15 protein-coding genes are annotated in these 18881 nt (G+C 65.4%); 8 read left to right on the top strand and 7 right to left on the bottom strand.

Features of this window, described 5'->3' with window-relative positions; genetic code table 11:
• Positions 1 to 28: 28 nt before the first annotated feature.
• Positions 29 to 553, top strand: coding sequence for a DUF6586 family protein (locus tag AC0Z2B_RS18840; protein WP_416423427.1), 525 nt, complete (start codon positions 29 to 31; stop codon positions 551 to 553).
• Positions 554 to 603: 50 nt separating this feature from the next.
• Positions 604 to 837, top strand: coding sequence for a hypothetical protein (locus tag AC0Z2B_RS18835; protein WP_416423428.1), 234 nt, complete (start codon positions 604 to 606; stop codon positions 835 to 837).
• A gap of 107 nt (positions 838 to 944) precedes the next feature.
• On the opposite strand, the gene sulA is transcribed toward AC0Z2B_RS18835, so the two are convergent.
• Positions 945 to 1421, bottom strand: coding sequence for an SOS-induced cell division inhibitor SulA (gene sulA, locus AC0Z2B_RS18830; RefSeq protein WP_416423429.1), 477 nt, complete (start codon positions 1419 to 1421; stop codon positions 945 to 947).
• Between the two features lie 10 nt (positions 1422 to 1431).
• The gene (gene lexA, locus AC0Z2B_RS18825) at positions 1432 to 2040 is read right to left on the bottom strand and encodes a transcriptional repressor LexA (RefSeq protein ID WP_027978423.1); all 609 of its coding nucleotides are present in this window, start codon (positions 2038 to 2040) and stop codon (positions 1432 to 1434) included.
• Between the two features lie 265 nt (positions 2041 to 2305).
• On the opposite strand from lexA, the gene AC0Z2B_RS18820 reads away from it, so the two are divergent.
• From AC0Z2B_RS18820 to AC0Z2B_RS18810, 3 genes are all read left to right on the top strand, one after another.
• A complete protein-coding gene (locus tag AC0Z2B_RS18820; protein ID WP_476298652.1) occupies positions 2306 to 3013 on the top strand; it encodes a TetR/AcrR family transcriptional regulator in 708 nt (235 codons plus the stop codon).
• A 171-nt stretch (positions 3014 to 3184) separates the two neighbouring features.
• On the top strand, positions 3185 to 4195 hold the full coding sequence (nagZ, locus tag AC0Z2B_RS18815; protein ID WP_476298650.1) for a beta-N-acetylhexosaminidase: 1011 nt from the start codon (positions 3185 to 3187) through the stop codon (positions 4193 to 4195).
• Positions 4196 to 4204: 9 nt separating this feature from the next.
• Complete coding sequence (locus AC0Z2B_RS18810; RefSeq protein WP_476298648.1) at positions 4205 to 4957, top strand: S-methyl-5'-thioinosine phosphorylase; 753 nt, start codon at positions 4205 to 4207, stop codon at positions 4955 to 4957.
• A gap of 247 nt (positions 4958 to 5204) precedes the next feature.
• Here AC0Z2B_RS18810 and AC0Z2B_RS18805 read toward each other — a convergent pair whose 3' ends face one another.
• On the bottom strand, positions 5205 to 7502 hold the full coding sequence (locus AC0Z2B_RS18805; RefSeq protein ID WP_473006038.1) for an SNF2-related protein: 2298 nt from the start codon (positions 7500 to 7502) through the stop codon (positions 5205 to 5207).
• 38 nt (positions 7503 to 7540) lie between these two features.
• On the bottom strand, positions 7541 to 10990 hold the full coding sequence (gene mfd / locus AC0Z2B_RS18800; RefSeq protein ID WP_416423434.1) for a transcription-repair coupling factor: 3450 nt from the start codon (positions 10988 to 10990) through the stop codon (positions 7541 to 7543).
• Positions 10991 to 11178: 188 nt separating this feature from the next.
• Here mfd and AC0Z2B_RS18795 point away from each other — a divergent pair, with 188 nt between their 5' ends.
• Complete coding sequence (locus AC0Z2B_RS18795; RefSeq protein WP_476298646.1) at positions 11179 to 12642, top strand: glyceraldehyde-3-phosphate dehydrogenase; 1464 nt, start codon at positions 11179 to 11181, stop codon at positions 12640 to 12642.
• A 795-nt stretch (positions 12643 to 13437) separates the two neighbouring features.
• Here AC0Z2B_RS18795 and tcuC read toward each other — a convergent pair.
• Together tcuC and AC0Z2B_RS18785 are read right to left on the bottom strand one after the other, a co-directional pair.
• A complete protein-coding gene (gene tcuC, locus AC0Z2B_RS18790) occupies positions 13438 to 14727 on the bottom strand; it encodes a tricarballylate/proton symporter TcuC (RefSeq protein ID WP_476298645.1) in 1290 nt (429 codons plus the stop codon).
• A gap of 159 nt (positions 14728 to 14886) precedes the next feature.
• Positions 14887 to 15510 carry a chalcone isomerase family protein gene (locus tag AC0Z2B_RS18785; RefSeq protein WP_476298643.1) on the bottom strand — a complete coding sequence of 208 codons (624 nt, stop codon included), beginning with the start codon at positions 15508 to 15510 and terminating at the stop codon, positions 14887 to 14889.
• Positions 15511 to 15600: 90 nt separating this feature from the next.
• Here AC0Z2B_RS18785 and AC0Z2B_RS18780 point away from each other — a divergent pair, with 90 nt between their 5' ends.
• Together AC0Z2B_RS18780 and sthA are read left to right on the top strand one after the other, a co-directional pair.
• Positions 15601 to 16527 (top strand): FAD:protein FMN transferase, encoded by a 927-nt coding sequence (locus AC0Z2B_RS18780; protein ID WP_476298641.1) that lies wholly within the window; start codon positions 15601 to 15603, stop codon positions 16525 to 16527.
• Between the two features lie 153 nt (positions 16528 to 16680).
• The gene (sthA, locus tag AC0Z2B_RS18775) at positions 16681 to 18075 is read left to right on the top strand and encodes a Si-specific NAD(P)(+) transhydrogenase (RefSeq protein ID WP_416423439.1); all 1395 of its coding nucleotides are present in this window, start codon (positions 16681 to 16683) and stop codon (positions 18073 to 18075) included.
• Positions 18076 to 18117: 42 nt separating this feature from the next.
• Here sthA and AC0Z2B_RS18770 read toward each other — a convergent pair whose 3' ends face one another.
• The gene (locus tag AC0Z2B_RS18770; protein ID WP_416423440.1) at positions 18118 to 18840 is read right to left on the bottom strand and encodes a glycerophosphodiester phosphodiesterase; all 723 of its coding nucleotides are present in this window, start codon (positions 18838 to 18840) and stop codon (positions 18118 to 18120) included.
• Positions 18841 to 18881: the final 41 nt, after the last annotated feature.

The following is an 18881-nucleotide window of genomic DNA, read 5'->3' as shown; positions in this document are numbered from 1 at the left end:
ACCCCGTCGTTACTGGAGGGTGCCCGCCATGGCCCACGAACTCTACACCCGCACCAATCAGAAAATTTACTTCGCCGGCCTCTCCCTGGAAGCCATGGGCAAGGCCGAGCAGGGCCAGGCCATGAACGCCCTGGCGCGCATCCAGGCCGAGCGCGAGTCGTCGCTGTTTCACCTGTACGGCGCCTTGCTGGGCCTGTGCCATGAAATTGCCGGTTTCTACCGCTTGCCCCAGGCCGCTACGCCGCGCGCCGAAGAGCTGCTGACCCCGCAGATCCTGGCGCAGATCGCCATCCCGGAAATGGCCGAGCTGGTCGAGCTGGCCCAGGCCCCAGGCAGCTGGGTGTACGAGTTGCTGGCCGCCCACGCGGCGCTGCATCGCCCGCCCCAGGCGCCGAAGGTAGCCAAGGGTGATGTCACCCAGCCACTGATCGTGGCGGTCAACCTGGATGCGCCTGAGGAGCCTGAGGAACTGACCCGCGAGGTGTTGGAGGGCTGGCGCCAGCAGCTCAAGAGTCTGGCCATTCGTTACCGCGATGGCCTCAGTGAGTGCTGATTGCGTCAGCGGCTGCTACAATAGCGCCCTCACGTGGAGAACCCCCCTTTATGCCAACGTCCTTTCTTGAAATTGTCGAGCTGCCCGACGGCCGAATTGAACTGCGCCGCGCCGAGGATGAAGGCTCGCTCGTGACCTTGGACTTCTCGGAAGACGCCAAGGCTTTCCTGCAAGGACAGCATGTTGAAGTCGCCAAGGCCATGCTCAGCGTGGGCGTGCAGATGGCGGGCAAGATGGTGGAAGGCGAGCTGGAGAAAGAAGAAGGCCCGCGCGTCCTGCATTGATTTTCGCGCGCGCCTTCGTTCTCGCGTAGGAGCCGACCTTGGTCGCGATGCGGGCACTGCGGTAAACCTGCAGACCGCAATCGCGAGCAAGCTCAGCTCCTACAGTTTTACCCCATGCGAATATTCAGGCTCTGGGCGTCGCCCAGGCGTGCGGCGGCAATCAACTGCTGGCGCGCGCTGCTGGCCAGCGGGTGCAGCCAGCTCACCACCGTGTGGCTGCGGCCCAGGCGCAGCGCCTCGCAGGTCAGCTGCAGGGCGCTCTGGTTGCCGCCGGTTTGCAGGATCAGGATGCGTTCGCGGTTCAGGCCGGCGTCGCGCAGCCAGGCCTGGGTCAGGCTGGCGGGCGGGGCGATCAGGGTCAGCCAGCGGGCGTCCTGGTCCTCGCTGAGCTCGCGCAGCATCGGGGCCAGCAGGTTCAGGCAGTTCCCGGCAGCGCCACGCAATGACACTTCACTGAAGACCTCGGGCTGCGGCGCCGTCCAGGGCACTTCGGTGGCGTGGGTGAACAGCGGCGCCACGGGTTGAGCCATGAAGGCCTCGAACAGGGACAGTTGGGCCGGTTGCATCGAGTGTGGGAACTGCATGGAGCCTCCTTTATCGGCGTATGACGCCGACGCTCAAGCCTTCGATGACCAGGTCCTGATCCTTGAGGTTGACTTCGATGGGTGCGAACTCGGGGTTTTCCGCCAGCAGCCAGACCTTGCTGCCTTCGCGCTTGAAGCGCTTGACGGTGACTTCGTCGCCGATGCGCGCCACCACGATCTGGCCGTTGCGGGCCTCGCGGCAGGTGTGCACGGCCAGCAGGTCGCCGTCGAAGATGCCGACGTCCTTCATGCTCATGCCGTGCACACGCAGCAGGTAGTCGGCGCGGGGGTGGAAGAAGGTGGGGTTGATGTTGCAGGATTCCTCGATGTGCTGCTGGGCCAGTATCGGCGCACCGGCAGCGACCCGGCCAATGATGGGCAGGGTGGATTCGTCGGCCTTGGCCTCGAAACCGGGAATGCGGATGCCGCGGGACGCGCCCGGGGTCATTTCGATGGCCCCCTTGCGCGCCAGCGCCTTCAGGTGTTCTTCAGCGGCGTTCGGCGACTTGAAACCCAGTTCCTGGGCGATTTCCGCACGGGTGGGCGGGAAGCCGTTGTCGTCGAGGCAGCGCTTGATGAAAGCCAGGATCTCGGCTTGGCGTGGCGTCAGTTTCAGCATGTCGATCGCTCTGTCTTTTTATACAGTGACTGGGATTATATACAGTATACAGGGCTTGGCAATCCTGCCGTGCCCACCGCTCGTCCCTCGAGGCCGCCATGCCGCCTGGCGGTTGCTTCGGGGCGAAACCCCGGCAATGGGGGCGAAACCCCCACTGGCTGTGGTTAAATACGTGACCGACCAGACACAAAACGCCTGCCCGGACTTGACAGGGGAGGGGTATGAAACGTATGTTTCAAACAAGTGTTTGTCAGGTGGAATTAGCATGGCCCAGTCGGAAACCGTTGAACGCATACTCGACGCTGCCGAGCAGTTGTTCGCGGAAAAAGGTTTTGCCGAAACCTCGTTGCGGCTGATCACCAGCAAGGCCGGGGTCAACCTGGCGGCGGTGAATTATCATTTCGGCTCCAAGAAAGCCCTGATCCAGGCGGTGTTCTCGCGCTTCCTGGGGCCTTTCTGCGTCAGCCTCGAGCGTGAGCTGGACCGCCGCCAAGCGCGCCCCGAGCACAAGGCCAACCTGGAGGAGCTGCTGGAAATCCTGGTGGAGCAGGCCATGGTGGTGCAGCCGCGCAGCGGCGACGACCTGTCGATCTTCATGCGCCTGCTGGGCCTGGCGTTCAGCCAGAGCCAGGGCCACCTGCGCCGGTACCTGGAAGACATGTACGGCAAGGTGTTCCGCCGCTACATGCTGCTGGTCAACGAAGCCGCGCCGCGTATCCCGCCGCTGGAGCTGTTCTGGCGCGTGCACTTCATGCTTGGTGCCGCGGCGTTCAGCATGTCCGGCATCAAGGCCCTGCGCGCCATCGCCGAGACCAATTTCGGCCTCGATACCTCCATCGAGCAGGTGATGCGCCTGATGGTGCCGTTCCTGGCCGCCGGCATGCGCGCCGACAGCGGCGTCACCGACGAAGCCATGGCCACCGCGCAGCTGCGCCCGCGCAGCAAGTCCACGCCGGCCCTGGCCAAGGCCTGAAACAATTGACGGTGGGCGTGGCCGGCAGCTTCCGCTAAGCTAGCCGCCCATGCCTATTCTGAACCTGCGGCGTCGTCCAGGCGCCGTGTTTTCCCCCTTGCTGATCGACCCCTGCGCGGCCCCAGGCTGTGTGGGGCGGCACGCATGCACCCGCGAATCAAGGACTACCCCATGACTTCCCGCCTCCAAGGCTCGTTGATGGTCGATATCGCCGGCACCTGGCTGACCGCCGAAGACCGGCACCTGCTGCGCCAGCCCGAAGTGGCCGGCCTGATCATCTTCGCCCGCAACATCGAGCACGCCCGCCAGGTGCGCGAGCTGACCGCGTCCATTCGCGCCATCCGCCCGGACCTGATTCTCGCCGTGGACCAGGAAGGCGGCCGCGTGCAGCGCCTGCGCCAGGGCTTCGTGCGCCTGCCGGCCATGCGTGCGCTGGCCGACAACCCCAATGCCGAGTACCTGGCCGAGCAGTGCGGCTGGATCATGGCCACCGAGGTGCTGGCCGTGGGCCTGGACCTGAGCTTCGCCCCGGTGCTGGACCTGGACCACCAGCGCAGCGCCGTGGTCGGCAGCCGCGCCTTCGAGGGCAACCCCGAGCGCGCCACCGCCCTGGCCGGTGCCTTTATCAAGGGCATGAACGCCGCCGGCATGGCCGCGTGCGGCAAGCACTTCCCCGGCCATGGCTGGGCCGAGGCCGACTCCCACGTGGCCATTCCCACCGATGAGCGCAGCCTGGAGCAGATCCGTGCGCTGGACCTGGTGCCGTTCGCGCGCCTGAGCCAGCAGCTGGCGGCGGTGATGCCGGCCCACGTCATCTATCCGCAGGTCGACAACCAGCCGGCCGGTTTCTCGCGCCGCTGGCTGCAGGACATCCTGCGCGGCGAGCTCAAGTTCGACGGCGTGATCTTCAGCGACGACCTGTCCATGGCCGGCGCCCACGTGGTCGGCGACGCCGCCAGTCGCATCGAGGCAGCCTTGAGCGCCGGTTGCGACATGGGCCTGGTGTGCAACGACCGCGCCGCTGCCGAACTGGCCCTCAGCGCTGCCCAGCGCCTGCAGGTGCAGCCGTCGCCGCGCATCGCCGGCATGCGTGGCCAGGCGTTCAGCAACGTCGAATACCGCCAGGATCCACGCTGGCTCACCGCCGTCGGAGCGCTGCGCGACGCCCAACTGATCGACTGAGGGTAATGCATGACTGTCTACGCGATTATCGGCGGCACCGGCCTGACCCAGCTCGACGGGCTGACCATCACCCGCAGCCTGGCCCTGGACACGCCTTACGGGGCGCCCTCGGCGGATATCCTCCAGGGCGAGTACGCCGGCCACGAGGTGCTGTTCCTGGCGCGCCACGGCCACCCGCACCGGGTGCCGCCGCACAAGGTCAACTACCGCGCCAATATCTGGGCGCTGAAGCAGGCCGGCGCCCAGGCGATCCTGGCAGTCAACGCGGTGGGTGGCATTCACCCGGCCATGGGCACTGGGCACCTGTGCGTGCCGCACCAGTTGGTGGACTACACCAGTGGGCGCGAGCACACTTTTTTCGCCGATGACCTGGAGCAGGTCACCCACATCGACTTCAGCTACCCCTACACCGAAGCGCTGCGCACCCAGCTGATCGCCGCGTTGGCGGCGCAGGGGCTGGCTTACAGCGATTTCGGCGTGTACGCCTGCACCCAGGGCCCGCGCCTGGAAACCGCGGCGGAGGTCGTGCGGCTGGAGCGCGATGGCTGCGACATCGTCGGCATGACCGGCATGCCGGAAGCGGCCCTGGCCCGCGAGCTGGACCTGGATTACGCCTGTCTGGCGCTGGTGGTGAACCCGGCGGCGGGCAAGTCGACGGCAGTGATCACCATGGCCGAGATCGAACAGGCGCTGCACGACGGCATGGGCAAGGTAAAAGCCACCCTGGCCCACGTCCTGGCAACCCCGGCCACCCGCCCGTAACGCGGGTGCGCGGCGCCCCCGGACGCGGCCTTGCGGCCCCGACGCAATCTTCCCGGGAATACGCGGCGCATCCGGACGCGGCCTTGCGGCCGCTGCTACGGGGGCGGCGTAGCAGCTGCCGCAGGCTGCGTCCGGCCCCGACGCAATCTTCCCGGGAATACGCGGCGCATCCGGACGCGGCCTTGCGGCCGCTGCTACGGGGGGGGGGGCGTCCGGGCGCGACGCGATTTTCCAGAAAATATGTGGGTTATTTCGGTTTGCGTGGCTTGCGGCCGGGCAGGGGTTCGAACAGGGCGTCGATGTCTTCGGGTGCCAGCTTCCAGTCGCCGGTCTCGCGGCCTTCGAGGATGCCGGCGGCCAGCGCCGATTTCTCCGATTGCAGGTGCTGGATCTTCTCCTCCACCGTGCCGCGGGTGATCAGCTTGTAGACGAACACTGGCTTCTCTTGGCCGATGCGGTACGCGCGGTCGGTGGCCTGGTGCTCGGCGGCCGGGTTCCACCACGGGTCGTAATGGATCACCGTGTCGGCCGCGGTCAGGTTCAGGCCCACGCCACCGGCCTTCAGGCTGATGAGGAAGATCTGCACCTTGCCTTTCTGGAAGTCCTGCACCGGGATGCGGCGGTTCTTGGTGGAGCCGGTCAGCAGCGCGTACTCGATGCCGCGGTGCTGCAGTTCCTGCTCGATCAGCCCCAGCATCGAGGTGAACTGCGAGAACAGCAAGATGCGCCGGTTCTCCAGCAGCAGTTCCTCGAGCATTTCCATCAGGCTGGCCAGCTTGCCGGAGCTGTGGCCGGGGCGCGGCGGCGTGACGCTGTTGACCAGGCGCAGGTCGCAGCACACCTGGCGCAGCTTGAGCAGCGCCTCGAGGATGATGATCTGGCTGCGTGCCACGCCCTTGCGGTTGATTTCCTCGCGCACCTTGCGGTCCATGGCCAGGCGCACGGTCTCGTACACGTCGCGCTGGGCCTCGTTGAGCTCCACCCAGTGGGTGATCTCGGTCTTGGCCGGCAGCTCGGTGGCCACCTGCTCCTTGGTGCGGCGCAGCAGGAACGGCTTGATGCGCGCGTTGAGGTGCTGCAGGCGTTCCTGGTCGCCGTGTTTCTCGATCGGCACGCGGTAGTCGCGGTTGAACGCCTTGGCGTCGCCCAGCCAGCCCGGCAGCAGGAAGTGGAACAGCGACCACAGCTCGCCCAGGTGGTTTTCCAGCGGCGTGCCGCTCAGGCACAGGCGCTGGCGCGCGCGCAGCTGGCGTGCGGCCTGGGCGGCCTTGCTGCCCGGGGTCTTGATGTACTGCGCCTCGTCGAGGATCAGCACGTGCAGCGGCACCTTGCTCAGCACCTCCAGGTCCTTGGGCAGCAGGGCGTAGGTGGTCAGCAGCACGTCGTAGTCGAACAGGTGGTCGAAATGCTTCTTGCGCCCGGCGCCGTGCAACGCGGCCACGCGCAGGGTAGGGGCGAAGCGCTGGGCCTCGTCCTGCCAGTTGGGGATCAGGCTGGTGGGCATCACCACCATGGCCGGCCGGTCCAGGCGCCCGGCGTTTTTCTCGCTCAGCAGGTGCGCCAGGGTCTGCAGGGTCTTGCCCAGGCCCATGTCGTCGGCCAGGATGCCGCCCACTTCCAGCTCGCGCAGGGCCTGCATCCAGCTCAGCCCTTCATGCTGGTAGGGGCGTAGCGTGGCCTTGAGGTCGGCGGGCGGCACGGCGGGTTGGGTGCGAATGTCACGCAGGCGTTCGGCAAAGCCGCGCAGGCGCTCGCCGCCTTCCCAGCTCAGCGGCAGCTCCTTGAGCGCGTTGAGCCGCGTGGCGTCGGGCGTGGACAGGCGCAGGCGGGTCTCGCCCGGCTCGCGCAGGTAGAAGTCGCCCAGGGTCGCCAGCACCGGCTTCAGGCGGCCATAGGGCAGGGCTACCTGGATCAGCTTGGCCTTGTTGCCCTGCGGGCTGTGCACCGGCACCAGGATCTGCTCGTCGTCGCGGCGCCGTGCCAGTTGCGCCGGGTTCAGCAGTTCGGGGTGGGTGCGCAGCAGGTTGATCAGGATCGGCAGCAGGCTCAGGCGTTCGCCGTTGACCACGATGCCCAGCTCCAGGTCGAACCAGTCGCGGTCGCCGGCCTCGTCGATCACCGCGTACCAGTCGTCCACCGGGGTCAGGTCGAAGGCGAAGTCGTCCGAATATTCAATTTCCCAGCCCTGGTCGCGTAGCACCGGCAGGTCGTTGAGCACGAAGCGCAGCCAGGCACTGTCGCTGGGCAGCTCGAAGATATCGCCGGCGCTTTCGGGCAGCGCCTTGCTTTGCCGGGTGGCGATGCGAAAGCCCAGGTTCTGCAGGGTCTCGCGCAGCAGTTTTTCGCTCAGGGGTTGGCGCGCAACGCTTGGTTCGTGAGGCAGGCGGTTGCTGGACACATAGTGCCCGGCGTAGCCGAACGCCAGCGCGGCGCGGTGCTGGATATGCCGCTGCATGCGGCCGTTGCGCGGTTCGAAGGCGCTGAACTCGACACTCCCCAGCCACAAGCGTGGCCGGGGTTCGAGGGTGGTCAGGTGTTCGGACATTTAGCTGGCAGACACCTTGTTCAAAACGACAATCATGTTCATGCGGACTTCGGCGTCAGGCGCTCGAACAGCGCCTCCAGGGTGTTGAAGCGTTCATCGGCGCGCTCCATGGGCACCATGAACTTGAACAGCGTGGCGCCTTCGAACTTGTAGCGGTTGGGCTGGCCCTGGATCAGCTTGATCAGCACCAGCGGGTCCACCGGTGTCTCGGCCGCGAACTCGATGCGGCCGCCTTGCGGGCCGGCGTCGACCTTCTTGATACCCAGGGTTTCCGCCTGCAGCTTGAGCAGGGTAAGGCGCACCAGGTTCTTGGTCGGCTCGGGCAGCAGGCCGAAGCGGTCGATCATCTCCACCTGCAGGTCCTTGAGGCCGTCCTCGTCCACCGCCGAGGCGATGCGCTTGTACAGGATCAGGCGCGCGTGCACGTCGGGCAGGTAGTCCTCGGGGATCAGCGCCGGCAGGCGCAGGTTGATCTCCGGGCCGCCGCCCAAGGGCTGGTCGAGGTTGGGCTGCTCGCCCTTGCGGATGGCCTTCACCGCGCGTTCGAGCATTTCCATGTACAGGGTGAAGCCCACGGCCTGGATCTGGCCGCTCTGGCCTTCGCCCAGCAGCTCGCCGGCGCCGCGGATTTCCAGGTCGTTGGTGGCCAGCACGAAGCCGGCGCCCAGGTCCTGGGTGTTGGCGATGGCCTCCAGGCGCTTCTCGGCGTCCGGGGTGATCTGTTGCCGGGGTGGCGTCAGCAGGTAGGCGTAGGCCTGGTGGTGGCTACGGCCCACGCGGCCACGCAGCTGGTGCAGCTGGGCCAGGCCGAACTTGTCGGCGCGCTCGATGATGATGGTGTTGGCGCTGGGCACGTCGATGCCGGTCTCGATGATGGTCGAGGCAATCAACACGTTGAAGCGCTTGTGGTAGAAGTCGCTCATCACCTGTTCGAGTTCGCGCTCGCGCATCTGCCCGTGGCCGATGCCGATGCGTGCCTCGGGCACCAGTTCGGCGAGGTCGGCGGCGCACTTTTCGATGGTCTTCACGTCGTTGTGCAAGTAGTACACCTGGCCGCCACGCAGCAGCTCACGCAGCAGCGCCTCTTTCACGGTGCTCTTGTTCTGCTCCATGACGAAGGTGCGCACCGACAGCCGCCGCGCGGGCGGGGTGGCGATGATCGACAGGTCGCGCATGCCCGACACCGCCATGTTCAGCGTGCGCGGGATGGGCGTGGCGGTCAGGGTGAGGATGTCCACTTCGCTGCGCAGGGCTTTGAGCTGCTCTTTCTGGCGCACGCCGAAACGGTGTTCCTCGTCGATGATCACCAGGCCCAGGTTCTTGATCTTGACGTCGTCCTGCAGCAGCTTGTGGGTGCCGATGACGATGTCGATCTTGCCTTCGGCCAGCTCTGCCACGGCGGCGCTGACTTCCTTGGCGGACTTGAAGCGGCTCATCACCTCGACGCGCACCGGCCAGTCGGCGAAGCGGTCGCGGAAGCTGTTGTAGTGCTGCTGGGCGAGCAGGGTGGTGGGCACCAGGATGGCCACCTGGCGGCCGCCGTGCACGGCGATGAACGCCGCGCGCATGGCCACCTCGGTCTTGCCGAAGCCGACGTCGCCGCACACCAGGCGGTCCATGGGCTTGGGCGCGAGCATGTCCTCGCGCACCGCCTCGATGGCCGACTGCTGGTCGGGAGTTTCCTCGAAGGGGAAGCCGGCGCTGAAGGTGGCGTAGTCCAGCGATGGGTCGGCGAAGGCGTAGCCCTTGCGTGCCGCCCGGCGGGCGTAGATGTCGAGCAGCTCGGCGGCCACGTCGCGCACCTGCTCGGCGGCCTTGCGCTTGGCCTTCTGCCAGGTTTCCGAGCCCAGCCGGTGCAGCGGCGCCAGGGCGTCATCGCTGCCGGTGTAGCGGGCAATCAGGTGCAGGTTGGCCACCGGCACGTAGAGCTTGGCGTTCTCGGCGTATTCCAGGGTGAGGAATTCGGCCATCTGGTTTTCGATTTCCAGGGTTGCCAGGCCCAGGTAGCGGCCGACGCCGTGGTCGATGTGCACCACCGGCGCGCCTTCGCGCAGCTCGGCGAGGTTCTTGATGACCGCGTCGTTGTTGCCGTCGGTGCGTTTTTCGCGGCGGCGGCGCTGCATCACGCGCTGGCCGAACAGCGGGCTCTCGGCGACCAGCGCCAGGGCCGGGTCGTCCAGCACCAGGCCTTCGTCCAGCGGCGCGATGGTGATGGCCAGGCGGTCCTTGCCGCCGGCGAAATCGGCCCAGCCGTCGACGGTTTTCGGTTTCAGCTTGAGGCGGTCCAGCAGCTCCAGCAGCACTTCGCGGCGGCCTGCCGATTCGGCGGTGAACAGCACGCGGCCGGGGAACTGGTCGAGGAAGTTCGACAGCGCCGCCAACGGCTGGTTGGCCTTGGCCTCGATGGCAAGGTTGGGCAGCACCTGCGCCGGGAAGCGGTCGCGGCCCACGCCAGGCTCGATGTCGGCCTGGCTGACGACTACGCGCGGCCAGCCCTTGAGGCGGGCGAAGCAGTCTTCCACCGGCAGGAACAGCTCGGCCGGCGGCAGCAGCGGCCGCTGCTTGTCGATCTTGCGTTCCTCGTAGCGGTTGCGCACGTCGTTCCAGAAGTTCTCCGCGGCCTGCTCGATGCCCGGCAGCGAGAACACCTGGGTGTCCTGGGGCAGGTAGTCGAACAGCGTCGAGGTGTCTTCGAAGAACAGCGGCAGGTAGTACTCGATGCCGGCCGGGGTGATGCCGCTGCTCAGGTCCTGGAAGATCGGCGTGCGCCGGAAGTCGACGTCGAAGCGCTCGCGGAAGCGCGCCTTGAAGCGCGTCACGGCTTCCTTCTGCAGCGGGAACTCGCGGGCCGGTAGCAGGCGCACCGAGTCCACCTTGTCGATGGAACGCTGGGTTTCCGGGTCGAAGGTGCGCAGGGTCTCGATCTCGTCATCGAACAGGTCGATGCGGTAGGGCAGCTTGCTGCCCATGGGGAACAGGTCGATCAGCGCGCCGCGCACGGTGAACTCGCCGTGCTCGTACACCGTGTCCACGTAGCGGTAGCCGCTGGCCTCCAGGCGCGTGCGCATCTGCTCCACGTCCAGCTTCTGGCCGACGTCCAGCACCAGGCTGCTGCCGAGCAGGAATTGCGTGGGCGCCAGCCGATGTAGGGCAGTGGTCACCGGCACTACCAAAACCCCGTGGTCGAGCTCCGGCAGGCGGTACAGGCTGGCAATTCGCTGGGAAATGATGTCCTGGTGCGGCGAGAACAGGTCGTACGGCAGGGTTTCCCAGTCAGGGAAATGCAGCACGGGCAGGCCGGGGGCGAAGAAGCGCAGCTCCTGCTCCAGCCGGTCGGCGCTCTGGCTGTCGGCCGTCAGCAGCAGGGTAAAGCGCTTGGCGGCGCTGGCGGCTTCGGCAATGGCCAGGCTCAGGGCGGCCCCTGGCAGGTTGCCCCAGGTGTGTTTCCCCGCGGTGGAGGACAGTAGCGGTAGACGCAGGACAGGCACGGGCGGTCAGGCTCCAGGCGTTGCGACAAAGACAACGATTGTACCGACCCTTGGCCGGGCTGTCAGTTTCGACCGCTCGAAAACGAAACCTTCGCCGCAAAGCCCGGTCTATGAGCCTGTGTCGACAGGCGCTCATTGCTCCGGCGTGCGCGCGAAGTCATAATGTAGCCCCTTTTTTCTGTCCCTACATGTGGAAGGTTCCCGTGACTCAGAAGCCCGACCAGTGTCTTGGTGAATGGATCGATCGTGAAGCGCTCGCCGAGGCGATGATTCCGCTGATCGGTCAGCTCTACCGCAATAACAACGTGGTGAGCTCGATCTATGGCCGCAGCCTGATCAACCGTTCCGTCATTCAGATCCTCAAGGCCCACCGCTTTGCGCGTCACCGCCAGGCCGGCGAAGTTGAATTGTCTGTCCACGAGACATTCCCCCTGCTCAAGGCCATGAGCGAGCTGAAACTGGGCGCCGCCTCGGTGGACCTGGGCCGCCTGGCCAACAAGTTCAAGGAACAGGGCAACGGCCGTACTGCCGAGCAGTTCGTTCGTGAAGAAATGGCCGACATCGTCGGTCAGCAGAACGCTTCCCCACGCAAGGGCAAGGACGTCGTGCTGTACGGCTTCGGTCGCATCGGCCGCCTGCTGGCACGCATCCTGATCGAGAAGACCGGTGGCGGCGACGGCCTGCGCCTGCGGGCCATCGTGGTGCGCAAGGGCGCCGAGAACGACCTGGTCAAGCGCGCCAGCCTGCTGCGTCGCGACTCGGTACACGGCCCGTTCGACGGCACCATCACCATCGACGAAGCCAACAGCACCATCACCGCCAACGGCAACCTGATCCAGGTTATCTACGCGAAGAACCCGGCCGAAGTCGACTACACCCAGTACGGCATCAGCGACGCGCTGCTGGTGGACAACACCGGCGTATGGCGTGACGCCGACGGCCTGGGCCAGCACCTGGCCTGCCCGGGTATCGACCGCGTGGTGCTGACCGCACCGGGCAAGGGCAAGCTGAAGAACATCGTCCACGGCATCAACCATGGCGAAATCACCGCTGACGACAAGATCGTTTCCGCGGCGTCCTGCACCACCAACGCCATCGTGCCGGTGCTCAAGGCCGTCAACGACAAGTTCGGCATCGTCAACGGCCACGTCGAGACCGTTCACTCGTACACCAACGACCAGAACCTGATCGACAACTTCCACAAGGGTTCGCGCCGTGGCCGCAGCGCCGCGCTGAACATGGTAATCACCGAGACCGGCGCCGCCACCGCTGCTGCCAAGGCCCTGCCTGAGCTGGCCGGCAAGCTGACCGGCAACGCCATTCGCGTGCCAACGCCGAACGTCTCGATGGCCATCCTGAACCTGAACCTGGAAAAGGCCACCACTCGCGAAGAGATCAACGAGTACCTGCGCCAGATGGCCATGCACTCGGACCTGCACAAGCAGATCGACTTCGTGAACTCCCAGGAAGTGGTGTCCACCGACTTCGTCGGTTCGCGCCACGCCGGTGTGGTGGATGCCGAGGCGACCATCGCCAACGACAACCGCGTTGTGCTGTACGTCTGGTACGACAACGAGTTTGGCTACAGCTGCCAGGTAGTGCGGGTGATGGAAGACATGGCGGGTGTGAATCCGCCAGCGTTTCCACGCTAAGCGCTAGCGTGAAATGAAAAAGCCCCGGCAGTGATGCCGGGGTTTTTTTATTTTCGAAACACCGCGAACCGCTCTTGATCTTGATCCCGTGCGGCCGTTGATCTTGATTGTGTGCCCCGTAAAGCGCCAGGGCCGACTGGAGGCGTTGACCGAGCGGTCCACGGCGTAGCCGGGGAAGACGGAACCGGAGGCGCTTCTATTCCGGGCCGTCGGCCGCTTGGGCGACGCCGGAAGGAGGGGACCCGCAGCGAAGCGGAGGGACCAAGCAGGGGCAAGCCTTTTTTGGTTACTTTTTGAGGCGTTTGTCAAAAAGTGACTCGGCGTAAGGCCGAAAAGGTGATTGTGCATCACCCTGAATGCTGGATACGCATAGGGCTTTCGAATCCCGCTTCGGGGATTTCAAACATATCCATTTTCGCGGGGATGCCACCGACCGTTTCGCCCTTACGGCGACTCACTTTTTGGCAGTCGCCCCAAAAAGTAAGCAAAAAGGGCTTGCCCCTGCTTGGGCCCTACGCTTCGCTACGGGTCCCCTCCTTCCGGCGCCGCTCAACGGGCAGACGGCACCCGCTATAGAAGCCTGCGGGTTACCGTCTCTTCGGCCTGCGGCCTGCGGCCTCGGCCCTTCGGGCAGCCCGTTGATCGACGCCTCCAGTCGGCCCTGGCGCTTAACGGGGCCAAGATCAAAAGCCAGATCAAGATCAAGATCACAAGCCAGATCAAGATCAAAAGCCAAATCACAAGCAGATCAACAGCAGATCAACAGCAGATCAGCGGCGGATCCTATGGCTGTATTTACGCCCCCGCAGCCTCGGCTGTCCGCAGTGCATGCTTGTTCCCATGGAACAGCACCAACGTCGCCACCAACCCCAACACCGCCGCACCACTCAACCAGATCCCCGGCGCCGCCTTGTTGTCCAGCACATGGATCAAGTAGGTGCAGGCCGCTGGGGTGAAGCCGCCGAAGGTGGCGGTGGCCAGGCTGTAGGCCAGCGAGAACCCGGTGGTCCGCACCTCTACTGGCATGATCTCGGTCAGCGCCACCACCATGGCGCCGTTGTAGCTGCCGTACAGGAACGACAACCACAGCTCTACCATCAGCAGGCGCTCAAAACTGGGCGCCTGCACCATCCAGTTCAGCGCCGGGTAGGCCGTGAGGATCGCCAGGATGGTCGCCGCCAGCAGCAGCGGCTTGCGGCCGATGCGGTCGGACACCGCGCCCATCACCGGCAGCCAGAAGAAATTCGACAGGCCGATCAGCACGGTGACCAGCAGGGCGTCGAAGTCGGACAGGTGCAGCTCGGCCTTGCCGAAAGTGGGGGTGTAGGCGGTAATCAGGTAGAACGACACGGTGGTCATCACCACCAGCGCCATGCCGGCCAGCACCAGGCCGAAGTTCTGGCCGATGGAGCGCACGACTTCCTTCAGGCTGGGGCGGTGTTTGCGGGCCTGGAACTCCGGGGTTTCCTCCAGCGAGCGACGGATCATGAAGATGGCCGGCACAATCATGCAGCCCACCAGGAATGGCACCCGCCAGCCCCAGTCGCCCATCTGCTCGGGGCTCAGCCAGTGGTTCAGGGCCACGCCCAGCAGGCCGGCGAACACCACGGCTGCCTGCTGGCTGGCGGACTGCCAACTGACGAAGAAGCCCTTGCGGCCGGGCGTGGCGATTTCCGCCAGGTACACCGACACGCCGCCCAGTTCCACGCCGGCGGAGAAGCCTTGCAGCAAGCGGCCCAGCAGCACCAGCAGCGGCGCCGCCACGCCCAGGGTGGCGTAGCCGGGGACGCAGGCGATCAGCACGGTGCCCATGGCCATCATTGCCAGGGTAACGATCAGCCCTTGGCGGCGGCCATGGCGGTCGATGTAGGCGCCGAGGAATATCGCCCCCAGCGGGCGCATCAGGAAGCCGGCACCGAACGTCGCCAACGACAGCATCAGCGAGGCGAAGGCGCTGTCGGAGGGGAAGAAGGTCTTGGCGATGGCGGTGGCGTAAAAGCCATACACCATGAAGTCGAACATCTCGAGGAAGTTGCCGCTGACAACGCGAAAAATCGCCTTGCCCTTGCCTGTGGTCGAGGCCATGGAAGTGCACTCACTGCAAATTGTTGTAGTTGGTGGCCGCAGCGCACGGCCTTTCGCAGGCCTTGGGGCCGTTTTGCGAAAAATAATTTGTAACAATATGTATAAGTGTAGGACTTGGCAACGATTCTGCCTGAAAGGTGTAACGTTTCAGCCGATCGTTCAAGACGCCCGAGGCTGCAAAAGTGCCTCGCGCAAGTTGTCAGAAAGGCCCCTGGGGGCCAGCCAGATGTTCAGGTATAAACGTGCCAAGTCCTTGTCTTTGCTGATAAAAATGACCTGGCCGTTGCGCTCCAGGGTGAGCCCCGATGCGCTGTTGTAGGTGAGGGCATAACGGTCACCGGCATGGATGTCGATAAAACTCTGGTGCAGGCGGTCGATTTCCGGGCGGGCCGCCCGCAGCTGGTTGGGGCTGGCCTGGCGTTGCAGGGTCTGATTGGCGGCTTTGATCACGTCGTCGCGGCCGATGTCGTGGAAGTAGAACAGCTCCAGGCGCTGGTCGCGCAGGCTGTCCACGGCCTGCTGCGGGCTGACGTCGGCTTCGGTATAGAAAGCGGCGGCGTAGACGTCGACGAATAGGTAATTGAGCAGCGCCTGGTTTTTGCGCTGCAATGTCGGCGACTGTCCCCATTGCGTGGCGAAATTCGCCTCGTTGAGACGGTCGGCGCTGTTGCCCCAGGCCAGGGCGCAGAAGAAGAGCAGAAGCAACAGCGGCTTGTGGCGCATAATGGCGTCTTCCTCGAATGTCTGCCTCAAGGTTAAGTCAAAATTCGCCTGTCCACGCACCTTGCCCGTCCTTTTCTCCTGCTCAACCTGCTGACGGCCCTGGCGGGTTGCAGCGCTGGCGACCCGGTGGAGTCCTTCAGCGGGCCCACCATGGGCAGTCGCTACACCATTCAATACGTGCCCACCGCCCAGACGCCACGGCCCGGCCAGGTGCAGGCGGAGGTGGAGCGCATCCTCGGCGACCTTGACCAGCAGCTGTCGCTGTACCGCGACGACTCCGAGCTGGTGCGCTTCAACGCCTTGCCGGCCGACAGCTGCCGGGTGATGCCGCCGGCGGTGCTGGAACTGGTGCAGTACGGCCAGTCGCTGTCCAGTGCCAGCGATGGCGCCTATGACCAGACCGTGGGGCCGCTGATGAACCTCTGGGGCTTCGGTCCGCACAGCCGCCTGCAACAGGTGCCGCGCCCGGCCGTGCTGGCCCTGACCCGCCAGCGCGTGGGCTACCGTCACCTGAGTATCAGCGGCAACCAGTTGTGCAAGGACGCCGCCGTGCAGGTCGACCTCAACAGCGTCGCCGCCGGCTACGCGGTGGAGCGTATCGGCGCGCGGCTGCAGGCCCTGGGCATCGGCAGCTACCTGGCCGAGGCCACGGGCGAGCTGAAAGCGGCGGGGCGCAAGCCCGATGGCAGCGCCTGGCAGGCCAGCGTGCCCACCCCGCGCGCCGACGACCAGCAGGCCAGCCAGGTGCTGGGCGTCGACGGTTACGGAGTGTCCACTTCGGCCGAGCACCGCCACTACTTCGTGCAGGAGCACCGGCGTTATTCGCACCTGCTCGACGCGCGCACCGGCGCGCCCATCAGCCACGCCCTGGCCTCGGTCACGGTGATTCATCCTTCGGCGTTGTCGGCCGATGGCCTGTCGACCCTGTTGATGATTCTGGGGCCGGAGCAGGGCTGGGACTACGCCAGTGGCCACGACATCGCCGCGCTGTTCGTGCGCCGCGATGGCGAGGTGCTGTCCAGCCGGCCGACGCCTGCATTCGAACGGATGGCGGCAGCAGGAAAAGTTGATCATTGACGTGCAGGTGATAGCCTTTGACGCGACCAAGGGTTAATGTTCGCGGCGATTCCGCTTCTATAGACTGCATCCCCGAGTTTTCGATGCCGCGCTGGCGGCATGTTGAGCCGGAGGTACCAGAGTGGTGCCTCGGCCTGTTCTGAAGGAGTACGCATGGCTGTCTACAACTATGATGTAGTGGTGCTGGGTTCCGGGCCCGCGGGTGAAGGCGCGGCAATGAACGCCGCCAAGGCGGGGCGCAAGGTGGCGATGGTCGACAGCCGCCGCCAGGTCGGCGGCAACTGCACCCACTTGGGCACCATCCCGTCCAAGGCCCTGCGTCACTCGGTCAAGCAGATCATCCAGTTCAACACCAACCCCATGTTCCGGGCCATTGGCGAGCCGCGCTGGTTCTCGTTCCCGGACGTGCTGAAAAGCGCCGAGCAGGTCATCGCCAAGCAGGTCGCCTCGCGCACCACCTACTATTCGCGCAACCGCGTCGACGTGTTCTTCGGCACCGGCAGCTTCTCCGACGAGCAGACCGTGGAAGTGATCTGTGCCAATGGCGCCCAGGAAAAACTGGTGGCCAAGCAGATCATCATCGCCACCGGCTCGCGCCCGTATCGCCCGGCCGACATCGACTTCCACCACTCGCGCATCTACGACAGCGACACCATCCTGAGCCTCACCCACACCCCGCGCAAACTGATCATCTACGGCGCCGGGGTCATCGGCTGCGAATACGCGTCGATCTTCAGCGGCCTGGGCGTGCTGGTGGAGCTGGTGGACAACCGCGAGCAGCTGCTGAGCTTCCTGGACTCGGAAATTTCCCAGGGCCTGAGCTACCACTTCAGCAACAACAACGTCATGGTCCGCCATAACGAAGAGTACGAGCGCGTCGAAGGCCTGGACAACGGCGTGGTGCTGCACCTCAAGTCCGGCAAGAAAATCAAGGCCGACGCCTTGCTGTGGTGCAACGGCCGTACCGGCAACACCGACAAGCTGGGCCTGGAGAACATCGGCATCAAGGTCAACGGCCGTGGCCAGATCACCGTCGACGAAGCCTACCGCACCAGCGTGCCGACCATTTATGGCGCCGGCGACGTGATCGGCTGGCCGAGCCTGGCCAGTGCCGCCTATGACCAGGGCCGTTCGGCCGCCGGCAGCGTGGTGGACAACGGCAGCTGGCGCTACGTCAACGACGTGCCGACCGGCATCTACACCATTCCCGAGATCAGCTCCATCGGCAAGACCGAGGCCGAGCTGACCCAGGCCAAGGTGCCGTACGAGGTGGGCAAGGCGTTCTTCAAGGGCATGGCCCGCGCGCAGATCTCCGGCGAGCCGGTGGGCATGCTGAAGATCCTGTTCCACCGCGAGTCGCTGGAGATCCTCGGCGTGCATTGCTTCGGCGACCAGGCGTCGGAGATCGTGCACATCGGCCAGGCCATCATGAACCAGCCGGGCGAACTCAATACCCTGAAGTATTTCGTCAACACCACCTTCAACTACCCGACCATGGCCGAAGCCTATCGGGTAGCGGCCTATGACGGCCTGAACCGGCTTTTTTGAGCGGCTCCGGCCGGTGGCCTGAGCCGGCCGGGGATACCGATTTCAGCGATTCCCGAGCGTGGCGGTGGCCAAACCGGGAAAGTCTGTAATCAGGCTGTCAACGCCGAAGTCGGCGAGCCGGCGCATCAGTGCCGGCTCGTTGACCGTCCACACCGACACATGCAACCCCTGGCGCTGGGCCTTGATCAGTCGCTCGGGGGTGCAGTGGGTCCAGTTCAGCGCCAATAGATTGCAGCCGTAGTTCTGGGCCACCTTCAGCGGGTCCAGCCAGGCGTATTCGGCCACCAGGCCACGGGCCAGGTCCGGGGTCAGCTCGGCAGCGGCGCGCAGCACTTCCCGGGAGCTCGAGGTGATGGTCACCTTGTCCAGCATCCCGTATTCCTGGGCCAGTTCGCGAATCGCCAGCACCGTGGTGGCGGCGCGGGTGCGCGAGGCACTCTTGACCTCCAGCTGCCAGTGTTCGAAATCGCAGGCCTTGAACAGGTCTTCCAAGCGCGGGATGGGGCAGGGCTGCACCCAGCCCGGGCCGCCCTTGCGCGCGTCGTAGGTCACCAGCTCCGCAGCGTCGTGCTCCACCACCTTGCCGCGGCGGTCGGTGGTGCGCTTCAGGGTCGGGTCGTGGATGACCATCAACTCGCCGTCGCGAGACAGGTGCAGGTCCAGTTCGCAACGGCGCACGCCGTGCTTGAGGCATTCCTGGAAACTGGTGAGGGTGTTTTCCGGTGCTTCGCCTTTGGCGCCGCGGTGGCCATAAATAAGGGTCACGTCTGTTCCTTCAAAAAATGCAGAAGTCGGAGGAGGGCTGA

The sequence above is a fragment of the Pseudomonas sp. GYB4201 genome (assembly GCF_056312595.1).
Note: the sequence above shows the minus strand (reverse complement) of the source record. Positions and strands in the feature narration are given on the sequence as shown.